General features: G+C 65.0%; 12 protein-coding genes. All 12 read right to left on the bottom strand.

Annotated elements, in window-relative coordinates; genetic code table 11:
- Positions 1 to 57: 57 nt before the first annotated feature.
- Entirely contained in the window at positions 58 to 864 is an 807-nt protein-coding gene (locus FVF58_RS28815; protein WP_149673183.1) for an SDR family NAD(P)-dependent oxidoreductase, read from the bottom strand.
- A gap of 126 nt (positions 865 to 990) precedes the next feature.
- Positions 991 to 2,232: an NlpC/P60 family protein gene (locus FVF58_RS28810; protein WP_149673182.1), complete on the bottom strand. Its 1,242-nt coding sequence runs from the start codon at positions 2,230 to 2,232 to the stop codon at positions 991 to 993.
- 204 nt (positions 2,233 to 2,436) lie between these two features.
- Positions 2,437 to 4,296: a PhoH family protein gene (locus tag FVF58_RS28805; protein ID WP_149673181.1), complete on the bottom strand. Its 1,860-nt coding sequence runs from the start codon at positions 4,294 to 4,296 to the stop codon at positions 2,437 to 2,439.
- A gap of 356 nt (positions 4,297 to 4,652) precedes the next feature.
- The gene (locus FVF58_RS28795) at positions 4,653 to 5,114 is read right to left on the bottom strand and encodes a peroxiredoxin (protein ID WP_149673180.1); all 462 of its coding nucleotides are present in this window, start codon (positions 5,112 to 5,114) and stop codon (positions 4,653 to 4,655) included.
- A gap of 141 nt (positions 5,115 to 5,255) precedes the next feature.
- A complete protein-coding gene (locus tag FVF58_RS28790; protein WP_149673179.1) occupies positions 5,256 to 6,149 on the bottom strand; it encodes a polysaccharide deacetylase family protein in 894 nt (297 codons plus the stop codon).
- Positions 6,150 to 6,159: 10 nt separating this feature from the next.
- Positions 6,160 to 7,224 carry a bifunctional UDP-4-keto-pentose/UDP-xylose synthase gene (locus FVF58_RS28785; RefSeq protein WP_149673178.1) on the bottom strand — a complete coding sequence of 355 codons (1,065 nt, stop codon included), beginning with the start codon at positions 7,222 to 7,224 and terminating at the stop codon, positions 6,160 to 6,162.
- Positions 7,221 to 8,156, bottom strand: coding sequence for a formyltransferase (locus FVF58_RS28780; protein WP_149673177.1), 936 nt, complete (start codon positions 8,154 to 8,156; stop codon positions 7,221 to 7,223). The genes FVF58_RS28785 and FVF58_RS28780 overlap by 4 nt, the downstream gene beginning before the upstream one ends.
- Positions 8,153 to 9,196 (bottom strand): glycosyltransferase, encoded by a 1,044-nt coding sequence (locus FVF58_RS28775; protein WP_149673176.1) that lies wholly within the window; start codon positions 9,194 to 9,196, stop codon positions 8,153 to 8,155. Before FVF58_RS28775 ends, FVF58_RS28780 begins: the two co-directional genes overlap by 4 nt.
- A 6-nt stretch (positions 9,197 to 9,202) precedes the next feature.
- Positions 9,203 to 10,354: a DegT/DnrJ/EryC1/StrS family aminotransferase gene (locus tag FVF58_RS28770; RefSeq protein WP_149673175.1), complete on the bottom strand. Its 1,152-nt coding sequence runs from the start codon at positions 10,352 to 10,354 to the stop codon at positions 9,203 to 9,205.
- Positions 10,355 to 10,604: 250 nt separating this feature from the next.
- Positions 10,605 to 10,976: an SMR family transporter gene (locus tag FVF58_RS28765; protein WP_149673174.1), complete on the bottom strand. Its 372-nt coding sequence runs from the start codon at positions 10,974 to 10,976 to the stop codon at positions 10,605 to 10,607.
- 25 nt (positions 10,977 to 11,001) lie between these two features.
- On the bottom strand, positions 11,002 to 12,723 hold the full coding sequence (locus tag FVF58_RS28760) for an ArnT family glycosyltransferase (RefSeq protein ID WP_149673173.1): 1,722 nt from the start codon (positions 12,721 to 12,723) through the stop codon (positions 11,002 to 11,004).
- 438 nt (positions 12,724 to 13,161) lie between these two features.
- Entirely contained in the window at positions 13,162 to 13,536 is a 375-nt protein-coding gene (locus FVF58_RS28755) for an Mth938-like domain-containing protein (protein ID WP_149673172.1), read from the bottom strand.
- Between the last annotated feature and the right edge of the window lie 127 nt (positions 13,537 to 13,663).

The following is a 13,663-nucleotide window of genomic DNA, read 5'->3' as shown; positions in this document are numbered from 1 at the left end:
TAACACGCGAGTCTCCCCACACGCAGACTGTCCCGCCTATCCGCAGCAGCGCGTCGCTCAGATCAGCGGCGCGCTGCCACCATCCATCGGGACGATCGCGCCCGTTACATAGCTCGCGCGGCGGCTCGCCAGAAACAGCGCGACGTCGGCAATCTCCTCCGGTTTTGCATAGCGTCCGAGCGGCACTTTGGCCTGCCCGCGCGCCAGCGCTTCTGCGTTCTCGACACCTTGCAGCGCGGCTTCCAGTTTGACCGCTTCCTCGACGCGCTCGGTCAGCGTCGCTCCCGGATTGATCGCGTTGATGCGGATGCCATAGCGCGCGTAGTAGTGGGCGAGGCCGACGGTGGCCAGCATCAATGCGGCATTCGCGGCGCCGCCGGCGATGTGGATATCGCTCGCGACCTTGCCGCCCATGCCGATAATGTTGACGATCGTGCCGGGCTCGCCGCCGCTGCCGGCTTTCGCGCGCTCTGCCATGCGGCGCAGCACTTCCTGCTGCGGATAGATGTAGGGGAAATACTTCGCTTCCATCGTCGCCTTGAACGCGTCGGCGTCGAGCGTCTCCGGGTCGTAGCGGCGCGCCGCGCCGGCGCTGTTGATCAGCACGTCGATCGGGCCGACCGCGGTGCTGACTTCCTCGACGATATCGGCGGCGCTGTGCGGTTCGTGCAGATCGGCGCGAGTGCGATGCACGTGAAAGCCTTCCTGTTTCAACTGCTCATACGCGCGAGCGAGATTGGCGGGATCGCGCGAAACGATCGCGACTTTCGCGCCTTCCTGAGCGAACGCGCGCGCGCAGGCGAACCCGATTCCCTTGCTGCCGCCCGTGATCAACACCACCTTGCCTTTCAGCCCAAGATCCATCGTTGCCACCTGGTGTCGGAAGAATATCGATGACGATAGCAGATCGGCGGCGTCGTTGTGCCGTGCTGTCCCTTTGATGCGGCGAGAAGGCGGCGCGGTTCGATAGAGCGAGGCGGCGCTACGGCGTCAGTAGTTGCCGTTCGCGAAGCGGGCGATCGGATCGTCGTTGGTCTGCGTAGGAGCGGGCATGCCGCGAGAGGTTGTCGAGGCTCGCATGATCTGCACGCCGCCATTCGTATCGGCTTGCTGAGCCTGACGTGCGGCGACAGAAGCGGGCGGCGGCGGCTCGAACGCATCGGCGGCAGCGTCGATCGCGTCGGGCACGCGAGCAGCCGGGCCTTGTGGTGCGGCGCGCGTGGCGGTTGCGGTCTGCTCCGGTGCGGCGGCAGGGGGCGCGTAGGCGCTTGCTTGAGCGGCTGGAGCCATGGTCGGCGCCACGGCGCCGGCTGCGCGCGCCTGCATCTGCGCGGCGGTCATGCCGGGCGGCGGTGGTTCGAACGGATCGGCTTGCGCTGCCGGCGCGCCGGCGGTAGTGACAGGGGCGGCCGAAGTCGGCTGTGCCGCCGTGCTCAACGATGCGCGCGGCGTCGTCGCAACCCGGACTGCTGGCTGCTGTGATGACAGTTGCGCTTGCGACGACCCGGCCGCATAGCCCGTCGACGGTACCTCACCCACTCCCGCGGCTGCTGAAGGCGCCTCGCTTGCCGTCACGGCCGTCATCGCGCCCGCATACGCCGGCGCCGCGCGCGCCACCCCCGGCGCAACCCGTTCCGGCGACTGCGGCGCCGCAGCCTGATAGCTCGGCGTATCGAACGGCGCAGGTGCGGCGGCCGGCCCAGCCACGCGGCGGATACCGTCGAAGCGCTTGGCCCAATAGGGATTGGTCAGGTAGTCGAGCCGCACCGTGCCGCCGGTGGACGGCGCATTGACGAAGCGCAACTTGCCCACGTAAATGCCGACGTGCGAATGCGCGCGTCCCGTCGTATTGAAGAAAATCAGGTCGCCCGGCGCGATCTCATCCGGTTCGATGGTCTCGCCGCGTCCGCTCATATCCGCCGTGGTGCGAGGCAGGTTCACCGACGCCGCGCGCAGCACGACATAGCGAACTAGTCCGCTGCAATCGAAGCCGCTATCAGGCGTATTACCTCCCCAACGGTATGGAATGCCGACCAGGCTCATCGCCTGAATCGAGATTTCCTCGCGGCCGATGCTGTGGTCGACAAAATGGGGAAAGCCCGGTGGCGGCGCGTGATACGCGCCGTTCGCCACCACGATCGAGTTGCCGGACCCGCGCGAACTCTTCTGCGGTGCGCCGGCGCAGGCGGCGAGCAGCAGGACGGGCAGCAGCGAAAACGCGAGTCGGCGCATTGAAGGCAAGGCGAGCGTTAAGCGCTCGCTTACGGTCGGACGATCCTTGGATGGTAGCCCGCGCAACATGGCTCGGGCAAGAATTGTTGATAAATTACTTGAAGATCGTGCGCTAAGTGTTGCCTCTCCGTGACCGCCAGGCAATAAAAAAGCCGCGCCCGGACTCCCGGGCGCGGCTTTGCGATACAGCTAACTGACTGAAACTTAAAGAATTTCCGATGCGTAATCAGCCAGTCGCGAGCGCTCGCCACGCGCCAGCGTGACGTGCCCGCTGTGCGCCCAGCCCTTGAAGCGATCGACCACGTACGTCAAACCCGAACTGCCTTCGGTCAGGTAAGGCGTATCGATCTGCGCGATATTGCCCAGACAGATGATCTTCGTCCCCGGACCGGCGCGCGTGACCAGTGTCTTCATCTGCTTCGGCGTCAGATTCTGCGCCTCGTCGATGATCAGATACTTGTCCACGAACGTACGGCCGCGCATGAAGTTCATGCTCTTGACCTTCAGGCGCGAGCGGATCAGCTCCTGAGTCGCGGCGCGGCCCCATTCGCCGGCGGCGTCGTCGGTTTTCTGCAGAACTTCGAGGTTGTCGTCGAATGCACCCATCCACGGCTGCATCTTTTCCTCTTCCGTACCCGGCAGAAAGCCGATGTCTTCGCCGACCGGCACCGTGGCGCGCGTCACGATGATCTCGTTGTAGCGCTTGTCATCGAGCACCTGCGCGAGACCGGCGGCGAGCGCAACCAGCGTCTTGCCGGTGCCGGCCTGGCCCAGCAGCGTGACGAAGTCGATTTCCGGATTCATCAACAGGTTCAGCGCGAAGTTCTGCTCGCGGTTGCGCGCCGTGATCCCCCACACGTTGTTCTTGTTGTGGCCGTAATCGCGCAGCGTTTGCAGCAGCGCCGTCTTGCCGTTCAACTCGCGCACCAGCGCATGAAACGCGGGCTCGCCGTTTTGCGGCTCCAGATAGACGAATTCATTGACCAGCATCGACGCGCACAGCGGACCCGTCACGCGGTAGTACGTGGTGCCGGTCTTGGTGTCCTGCCAGCTCTCCATGCCCTTTGCGTGCTTGGTCCAGAAGTCCTGCGGCAGCGCGCGGATGCCCGAATACAGCAGATCGCTGTCTTCCAGCACCTGGTCGTTGAAGTAGTCTTCGGCGGGCAGACCGAGCGCATGCGCCTTGATGCGCATGTTGATGTCTTTCGACACCAGCACGACCTGGCGATCCGCCCGGTCGCGCTGCAGTGCGCGCACCACGCCGAGGATCTGGTTGTCGGCCTTGCCTTCCGGCAGACCTTCGACTGGCTCGATCGCGGTGAGCTTGGTCTGGAAGTACAGACGCCCGGATGCCTCGCGGCTGCCCAGCCGCGCGAGCGAAATGCCGTCGGACATATTGCCGGCGTTCGCCACCAGCGCGTCCAGCGTGCGGCTCACCTGGCGGGCGTTACGCGCGACTTCCGACATGCCCTTCTTGTGGTTGTCGAGTTCCTCCAACGTCATCATCGGCAGATAGACGTCGTGTTCCTCGAAACGGAACAGGCAGCTCGGGTCGTGCATCAGCACGTTCGTGTCGAGCACGAAGAGCTTCTGGACTTCGACCGGTTCGGCAGCCGTGCCGCGTTTCCTGCTCGTGCCACGCGTGCTGGGCGCGGCGGCGGGTGTGCCGGCCGCGGGTTGTTTCGCGCTCGGCGCGCGCGCGACGACCGGTTGCGGTTCGACTGCGGGTGGGGCCAGTTCGGCTTGCGGCCGCGCAGTCGGAACGGGCTGCAACAGGGCAGCGGTCTGCTTCGATTTGCGCCCGCGCGCCGGGGCGGCTTGCGCGGCGGACGAGTCGGCCGCGGCGGACGACGAAACCGGCACGGGGCGCAAGGTCGTCGCGGCATTGGCGGCGTGCGCCATCGGCGTGGCGACGTTCGCGCGGCCGTAATCGGCCGACTCTGCGGATTCCCCAACGCCTGCCTGTTTCTTCGCGGCGGAGCGCGCCGTCGAGGCGGGTTTGGCCTTGTATTCGTCAGGTGGCAGAAGATTGCCGAGCTTGCTGGGGGGAGTAGGCAAAGGCATGGTTTCCCTCGAATTTATCGGGTCACATATCGTGCGCCGCCTGTCGCATTCTGCCGGTGCCAGTGGATGCGCACGCAGTTTGCGCCCGGAGGCGCGCATTCGGTCTAGAGATGCCGGTTCGCCTGGTCTTCGATCGGCTCCTTGATGCAAGTGCGCGGCCGAGTGAACGAACGGTTGCGCGCAATTAAAAAAGCCGCCGCCCCGGCGTACGGGGCAAGCGGCTCGCCTTCGGTGCTCGCGTTGCGCCTCATGACCCGGACGGCCCCGGTAAATCCGGGAAAGCGGCCGTCAAGTCTGGCGCAGCGGAGGAAAATGTGGGGTGGACAGGCACTCATTGCAACCCAATATAACGCGCCTCAAAGCGCTTGTACAGCCGCCAGAATATCGTCGACGTGGCCGGGCACTTTCACGCCGCGCCACTCCTCGCGCAGCACGCCATCGGCGTCGATGAGGAACGTGGAGCGTTCAATCCCCCGTACTTCTTTGCCATACATTTTCTTCATTTTGATGACATTGAAGAGCGCGCACAGGTTTTCTTCCGGATCGGAGATCAGCGGGAAGGGCAGTTCGAGCTTGGCCTTGAAATTGTCATGCGAGCGCAGGCTGTCGCGCGACACGCCAATGACTTCCGCGCCGGCCTTCCTGAACTTCGGATATAAGTCGCGGAATTGCAGACCTTCGGTGGTGCAGCCCGGCGTGTTGTCCTTCGGGTAAAAGTACAGCACCACCTTCTTGCCCCGCAGCTTGGACAGCGTGATCTCGCCGCCGGTAGCGGGGGCGGTGAAGTCGGGGATGGGTTGGTCGACTGCGATGGACACGAGGTTCTCCGGTTGTTATGGCCGGCGCCGGATTGCTGCGGCGGCGTCGGCCTGGCATCGAGGCTTATGGGGAGGTCGGCCTGTGCGCGGCGTGCTCTCGCGCTGCGGCCGGGTCGTCAGGGTTGGCTGCTGGCGGGCCAGTCAGGGCTGGACGATCAGTTCGCCGGAGCGCCCTGGAATTTCACCCCACGTAACAGGGTACGATGGCAGCGTGCTGCGGTCTAGCGTGGCGTAGTAATCACCCATCGTCGCGAAGGTATGGCCTTGTGCGCGCCAGCCTTCCAGCAGTTGCTCGAAGATCGGCGCGAGCTTTTGCCCTTCGAGTTCCGCGTGCAGTGTGAACACCTGGTCGTGCGGATTGTTGGCAGTGTGTTTGAGCATCCATTGCGCGACGGTGTGCTCGTCGACGCCGTCCACGCCGAGCACTTCGTCGAGCGTGGGCAACGTGGTCGGCATCTGCACATGCGTGAGCGTCCTGCCGCCAACCACTGGTAGATACGGCGAGTGGCCGCGCCCGTCGGACGCGTAGCGCATGCCCCACGCGTCGATCTGCTCGAACGCGTGGCCGTTCATCTGCCAGCCCGCCGCGCCGTGCGTGACCGGCGGCCCGCCGAATACGTCGACGAAACGGTCGTGGCTTTTCTGCATCTGCGCGGTGGTCCACGCGCGATCTTTCGAGCGCACGTTGTCCTGCCAGTACACGTGATCCCACGTGTGAATGCCGCATTCGAAGCCGGCTTCGTGGATCGCGCGCATCTCGGCGGCCGCCTTCGCGCCGATGTCCGGACCGGGCAGCAGCACACCGTACATCAACTGCTTGACGCCGTAGTGTTCGACCACCGAGGTGCGCGACACCTTCTTCAGAAAGCCCGGCCGCAGTACGCGGCGCATCGCCCAACCAGTGTGGTCGGGGCCGAGGCTGAAGAGGAAAGTGGCGCGCGCCTTGAAGCGGTCGAAAATACGCGCGAGATTCGGCACGCCTTCGCGGGTGCCGCGCAGCGTGTCGACGTCGATCTTCAGGACGATACGGGCCAAGGATCAGCCCTTATTGCTGTTCGACGAGTGCGCGTGCTTCGCCGACATGGCCGCGATACGCTTCGAAAATCTTGCGCAGCGCTTCGTCGAAGGTCGACTTCGGCGCCCAGTGGAGTTCCTGCATCGTGTTGTCGATCTTCGGCACGCGGTTCTGCACGTCCTGGTAGCCCGCGCCGTAGTATGCGCCCGACGACGTTTCGATCAGCTGCACCTGCTTGGCCGTCGCCGCGTACTCCGGGAATTCGGCGGCGAGCGCGAGCATCTTGTGCGCGAGTTCGCGTACCGAAAAATTGTTGGTCGGGTTGCCGATGTTGTAGATCTTGCCCGTGGCGATGCCGTCCTTGTTCTCGATGATCTTCATCAGCGCGCCGATGCCGTCGTCGATATCCGTGAACGCGCGCTTTTGCGCGCCGCCGTCGACGAGGCTGATGTTCTCGCCGCGCACGATGTGGCCGAGGAACTGCGTGACCACGCGCGAGCTGCCTTCCTTCGGCGTGTAGATCGAGTCGAGGCCCGGGCCGATCCAGTTGAACGGACGGAACAGCGTGAAGTTGAGGCCTTCCATGCCGTAACCCCAGATCACGCGGTCCATCAGTTGCTTCGAGCACGCGTAGATCCAGCGCGGCTTGTTGATCGGGCCGTACGACAGTTGCGATTCTTCCGGATCGAACTGCTCGTCCGTGCACATACCGTAGACCTCGGACGTGGACGGAAACACGAGGTGCTTGCCGTACTTGACGGCCGAACGCACGATCGGGAGGTTCGCTTCGAAGTCCAGCTCGAACACGCGCAGCGGCTGCTTCACATACGTGGCCGGGGTAGCGATCGCGACCAGCGGCAGAATCACATCGCACTTGCGGATGTGATACTCGACCCACTCCTTGTTGATCGTGATGTCGCCTTCGAAGAAGTGCATCCGCTCATGATTGATGAGGTCGCCCAGGCGTTCGGTCTGCATGTCCATCCCGAAGACTTCCCAATCGGTCGTTTCGAGAATGCGTTTGGACAGGTGATGGCCGATAAAGCCGTTCACACCCAGAATCAGGACTTTTTTGGCGAAACCTTCGGTTTTCATGAATGTCGGGGAGTTGGGATGAGCTGGGCGAATTCGGCCGGGGTGACGACAGGCTCGCTGCCGTCGTGCTGGTGCCGCAATTCGTGGATGGCGATAGCGCGGCCGTCGCCGCAGATCGCAAAAACGGCATTATCGCTTACGTGCAGGCCCGGCGGCAAATCCGAGCGTAGCGCGCCTGGCGCGGCCAGGCGCGCGCGCGCGACGATGAAACGGTGGCCGTCGAGGTCGGTGAAAGCGCCGGGGTACGGCGGCGCGACCGCGCGGATCAGGTTGTACACCTGCTGCGCGGATTGCGTCCAGTCGATCCGGCCGTCTTCCGGCTTGCGTCCGCCGTAATAGCTGCCGTGCGCGAGGTCGTTCGGCAGATGCGGCGCTTCGCCCGCCAGCAAGGCCGGCAGTACGCGCCAAAGGGTTTGCTCGGCGGCGACTGTGACCTTGTCGAACACTTGCGCGGCGGTGTCGTCGGGCAGGATCGGCACCGGCGTTTGCGCGATGATCGCGCCCGCGTCGGGTTTGGCGGCCATCTCGTGCAGCGTTGCGCCGGTTTCGGTTTCGCCGTGGATCACCGCCCAGTTGGTCGGCACGCGGCCGCGATATTTCGGCAGCAGTGAACCGTGCATGTTGTAAGCGCCCCGTGCGGCGAGCGCGAGCAGGTCGACCGGCAACATGTGGCGGTAGTAGAACGAGAAGATGAAATCGGGCCGCGCGGCGCTGATCGCGGCGCGCAGCTCCGGGCTCTTCGGGTCACCCGGCGTGACGACCGGAATGCCGTGTTCGGCGGCAACCGACGCCACGCTGCCGAACCAGATGTTTTCGCTCGGGTTGTCTTCGTGGGTGACGACCAGCGTCACGTCGACGCCGCGCGCGAGCAGCACCTGCAGGCAGCGCACGCCGACGTTGTGATACGCGAATACGACAGCACGTGGCTTCATGGCGTCGGCCCCTGATCGGCCAGCGGCGCGGCTTGCACCGCCTGCACCACCGCCTGGCGCGGCGCTTCGGTGAAGGTCGTGCCGTCGCGCTGTTCGAGAATGGTCTGCACCAGATAGCGCGGCCGCGCGCGCACCTGTTGATAGATCCGCCCGATGTACTCGCCGAGCAGGCCGAGCGCGAAGATGATCACGCCGAGCAGGAAGAAGGTGATGGCGAACAGCGTGAACACACCTTGCACTTCCGCGCCGATGATGAAGCGGCGAATCAGCAGCAGCACGAACAGCGCCGCCGACCCGAGCGACAGGATCACGCCGATGAACGACAGCCATTGCAGCGGCACCACCGAGAAGCCGGTGACGAGGTCGAAATTCAGGCGGATCAGCGAGTACAGCGAGTACTTCGATTCGCCGGCGAAACGCTCTTCGTGCGCGACTTCGATTTCGACCGGATTCTGCGCGAAAGTGTAGGCGAGCGCCGGAATGAACGTGTTGATCTCGCCGCAGCGATTGATCGTGTCGATGATGTGCCGGCTGTACGCGCGCAGCATGCAGCCCTGGTCCGTCATCTTGATGCGGGTGATGCGCTCGCGCAGCTGGTTCATCGCGCGCGAGGCCTTGCGGCGCCACAGGCTGTCCTGGCGTTGCAGACGAATCGTGCCGACATAGTCGTAGCCTTCCCGCATCTTCGACACCAGCTTGCCGATTTCCTCGGGCGGATTCTGCAGGTCGGCGTCGAGCGTGATGACGATCTCGCCGCGCGATTGCTCGAAGCCCGCGAGAATCGCCATGTGCTGGCCGTAGTTGCCGTTCAGCAGGATCACGCGGGTCGTGTCGGGCCGCGCGCGGAATTGCTCGGCGAGCAGCGCGGCGGATTTGTCGCGGCTGCCGTCGTTGATGAAAATCACCTCATAACCGGTGCCGAGCGCGTCGAGCGCCGGATAGAGGCGCGCGAACAGCGCGGCCAGTCCGGCTTCCTCGTTGTACACCGGAATGATGATCGACACTTCCGGTGCGGCGGCGCGATGTTCCGAATAACTCATTTCCGCTTATTTTCCGTATTGTTCGCAAATTTCGTTGACCGCGCGGCACACGCGTTCCACGTCGCTCCCGTTCATCAGCGTGAAGAGGGGCAGCGTGACGGTGCTCGCGCCGAAGCGCTCCGCATGCGGGAACATGCCTTCCCTGAAACCGAGCGCGCGATACAGCGTGAACAGATGGATCGCCGGGTAATGCATGCCCGAGCCGATCCCGCGCTCCTTCAACTGGCCCATGAAGCCGGCGCGGTCGAGCGAGAGTTTTTCGAGCGGCAGCGTGATCTGGAACATGTGCCAGTTGCTGTTCTCGAAGTCCGCAAGCGGCAGGCCGACGCCCAGCTTCACCGCCGCGCCGCCTTCGAAGCCCGCGAAATACGCGCGCACGAGCTTCCTGCGCTGCGCGAGGAAGCGCTCCAGATGCGGCAGCTGGCCGAGGCCGACGCGCGCGGCGACGTCCGTCAGGTTGTACTTGCCGCCGAGCACGTCGCAGTCCATCCCGTCGAAGCCCGTGCGGGTGATGCCTTGAAGCCGGTACTTCTGGGCCAGCACGGCTTCTTCCTCGTTGTTCAGCACCAGGGCGCCGCCTTCGATCGAGGTCAGGTTCTTGTTCGCATGGAAGCTGAACGACACGATGTCGCCGAGCTTGCCGATGCGCTCGCCGTGCCACGTCGAGCCGAACGCCTGCGCGGCGTCTTCGATCACGCGCAGCTTGTGCGCGCGGGCGATCGCGTAGAGCCGGTCCATGTCGACCGGCAGGCCGGACAGGTACACCGGCAGCAGCGCCTTGGTGCGCGGCGTGATGGCTTTTTCGAGCAGGTCGAGGTCGATGTTGCGCGTGGCCGGATCGATGTCGACGAACACCGGCGTCGCGCCGGTTTCGAGGATCACGTTGCTGGTCGAGACCCACGACGCGGGCGTCGTGATGACTTCGTCGCCCGCGCCCACGCCGGCGATGCGCAGCCCGATTTCCAGCGTCGCCGTGCCGGAGTTGAACGTGCGCACCGGACGGCCGCCGCAGAACTCGGACAGCGCCGCTTCGAACTTCTGGTTCTGCGGGCCGGTGGTGATCCAGCCGGAGCGCAGCACGTCGGCGACGCCCTGGATCGTTTCCTCGTCGATCTCAGGTTTGACAAACGGCAAAAACGGGACTGTTGACTGGCTCATGAATGCTTCGCTCGATTGATAGGGGCGCAACCCGAAAGGGCGCGAAGTAAACCACAAACTACGCGCAAACCCAAGGCCGCGCTAAAGAGCAACCGCACAGGATAGTACGGTCAACCTTATGTCATGCTTAGCCGGTTTGCAGCTTTTGCTTACGGTATCTTGTGCCGGCGCGCGCCGCGCCGGCCCGGTACGCACGATAAAAGGCAATGAATCGTGTCCGGCGATGCGCTGCCGGGTTCGCCGCGCGTGGCTAGCTGCGCGTCAGCACCACCACGCCGATCAGGATGATGCCGATGCCGATCAGCTTCTGCAGCGACAGCATTTCGCCGAACAGATACCACGCCGCGAACGCGTTGACGACGTAGCCGAGCGACAGCATCGGATAGGCGATCGACACGTCCACCCGCGACAGCCCCACCACCCACACGACCAGGCTGATCACATAGCACGCGAGCCCGCCGATGATCGGCGGCTGGGTCGCGAGCCGCCAGCCGATGGGCAGGATGTTCGCACGGGTGAATTCGAAGTGTCCAACAGCATTGGTGCCGGCTTTGAGCAGCAACTGCGCGCCGGCGTTCAGCGTCACGCCGGCGAGGATGCAAAAGAGGGAAATCGGGTTCATCGAACGGTTGGATCCTGAGATGGGGTCATGGTTGCTGCTTTTCCACCGGCGCCGGCGCATCGGGCGCCGCGAGCGGCTTCATCACCACCACCCGGCGCGAATCGCGCGCGATGACCTGCATCGGCAGGCCTTGCTTGACGAGCCGGTCGTAGGTCGGCGGCGGGATCAGCGCGAGCGCGTAGCGCTCGGCCTTCCAGCGTTCGATCCACGCGTCGACGGACGGCACCCATTTCTGCGGTTCGACGGACACGCCGAACGCCAGTTCGTCGGGATGCTCGACCATGATCATCGTGTGGTCGACGTAGAAAGGCAGCGTGTGGTCGAGCACGCCGACCGAGTAGAACGGGGTATCGGCCGGCAGCTTGGCGAGCTGGGCCTTGATCGCCGGGGCGAGCGGCGCGCCAGAGCTCAGGCGGCCGAACACGTCGTGACCCGTGCCGGCGATCGTGCCGAGCAGCAGCCACGCCGCGCCGAAGCAGGCGATCGCGCCGAGGCTGCCCGCCCGGCTGCGGCGGTTCAGCCACAGCGCGGCGAGCGTCAGCGCGAACGCGACGCCGAGCGCGGCGAGCACCCACGTGCGGTACTCGGCATACAGTTCGGCCGGATTGCGCGCGCTGCCAAAGCGCGTCATGAAGAGCGCGGCGAACGCGGCGACCACCAGAAACAGCGCGTAGCCGGCCAGATGCCGGCGCAACTGGTCGCGCGTGACGAGCGGCAGATACATGCCGATCAGCAACGCGATCGGCGGGGCGATCGGCAGCGTGTAGGACAGCAGTTTCGAGTGCGACGCGCTGAAGAACAGGAAGATGAAGCCGATCCACACCAGCATCAGGATCACCGGCGCGAAGCCGTTCGGCTGGCGCGGCAGGCGCCACGCGTGGCGCACGCTTTGCAGCGTCACCGAGAGCCACGGCAGAAAGCCCACCAGCAGCACCGGCACGAAGTAATAGAACGGCCCGGGGCGATTCTGCTCGGGCGTCAGATAGCGCTTGAACTGCTGAACGATGAAGAAGAAGTTCAGGAATTCGGGATTGCGCTGCTGCACCAGCACGAACCACGGCGTGACGATCGCGAAGAACACGATCAGGCCGCCGATCAGGTGCAGGCGCTTCCACAGCGCCCAGTCGCGTGCGACCACGGTATACAGCACCAGCACGGCGCCCGGCAGGATCACGCCGACGAGTCCCTTGGACAACACCGCCAGCGCCATCGAGCCCCAGCACACCCACATCCAGCCGCGCACGCTCGACGTCGACAGGTTGGGGCGTTGCGCGAGCAGCAGCGCGCACAGCGTGAGCGCCATCCAGAACGACAGGCCCATGTCGAGCGTGTTGAAGTGGCCCATCAGGTTCCAGTACGGCGAGCACGCCAGCACGATCGCGGCGAACACGCCGGTCGCGGCATTGAACACGCGCGCGCCGGTGAAGCCGATCAGCAGCACGCCGGCGAAGCCCGTCAGGGCGGTGTACAGGCGCGCCTGCCATTCGCCGATGCCGAACCACGCGAACGTGAGCGCGTTCGCCCAGGTTTGCAGCGGCGGCTTCTCGAAATATTTGTAGTCGTTGTAGCGCGGCGTGATCCAGTCGCCGGTGACGAACATCTCGCGCGCCATTTCGGCGTAGCGGCCTTCGTCGCTCGGCAGCAGGTGGCGCCAGCCGAGCGGCACGAACCAGATCACGGCGAGGGCCAGCACCAGCAGCAGGATCGTAGTGCGATTGAGCGGTAGCCTCGACGGCGTATCGTTCATGGATTTCAACCTGTTGGGCGACGCCGCGTGTGGGCGGCGAAGCGGAGTTGTCTGGAAACGGCGACCGGCTATGCGCGGGTGGCCATTTGCGGATTCTGCGGGCGGAGCTGCGGCGCCGGGCGAGCCGCGGACGGCTTCGGCGGCGGGTCGCCAAGGCGTCGGTTGCCTGCTGCCTGGCGGCGTAACGTGACCAGTCGATTGACGCACAGACGGGTGACGCACGGCCTGGCCGGGCTCGTCAGCACCGCACCGATGGCGCGCAGTGTACGTGATCAGCCGTGACGCGGCCAGGGTGGCCGGGGGCGATGTGGCGTCACGACCGTCTTTTCGCACGTTGCCACGCGGCGCGGAAGCGTGCCGCCGCTGCGAAGCCGCTCCGGGCGGGACGGCGCCACGGCCATGCCGCAGCCGCACCGGCGCGTCACGACGCCCCGGCCGCTACGCTTCGATCAGCAACGCGGCGGCGACCTTGCGGCCTTCGGCCATCAGAATGTTGTAGGTGCGGCAGGCGGCCTTGAAATCCATCGTTTCGACGCCGATGCGCTTCGCGGTGAGCGCGGCAGTCAGGCGCGGATGCGGAAAGCGCAGCCGCTCGCCGCTGCCGAACACGACCACTTCGGGCGCGGCCTCGATCAGCATCGCAAAGTGCTCGGCGCTCAACTGGTCGAACGACGACACGGGCCAAGGGATGACCGGTGCGTCCGGCAGCACGAGAATGCTGCCCGCATGACGCACCAGATTGATTTCGACGTAGTCGGCGCCGTAGCCGGTCACGGTGTTGAGGGCGCCGCTGGAATCCTGATGTAATTTCAAATTGGTTTTCCGAAGTCGTCGTGAGACATCATGCGTGCGGGCCGCCTGATCGGACGGAGCGAAGCAGGGCGGGTCGACGCGAGTGGGCACGAAGGGGCCGAAAAGGCTTGCCGATGCGGTTGGTGCA

The sequence above is a fragment of the Paraburkholderia panacisoli genome (genome assembly GCF_008369935.1).
GTDB lineage: Bacteria > Pseudomonadota > Gammaproteobacteria > Burkholderiales > Burkholderiaceae > Paraburkholderia > Paraburkholderia panacisoli.
Note: the sequence above shows the minus strand (reverse complement) of the source record. Positions and strands in the feature narration are given on the sequence as shown.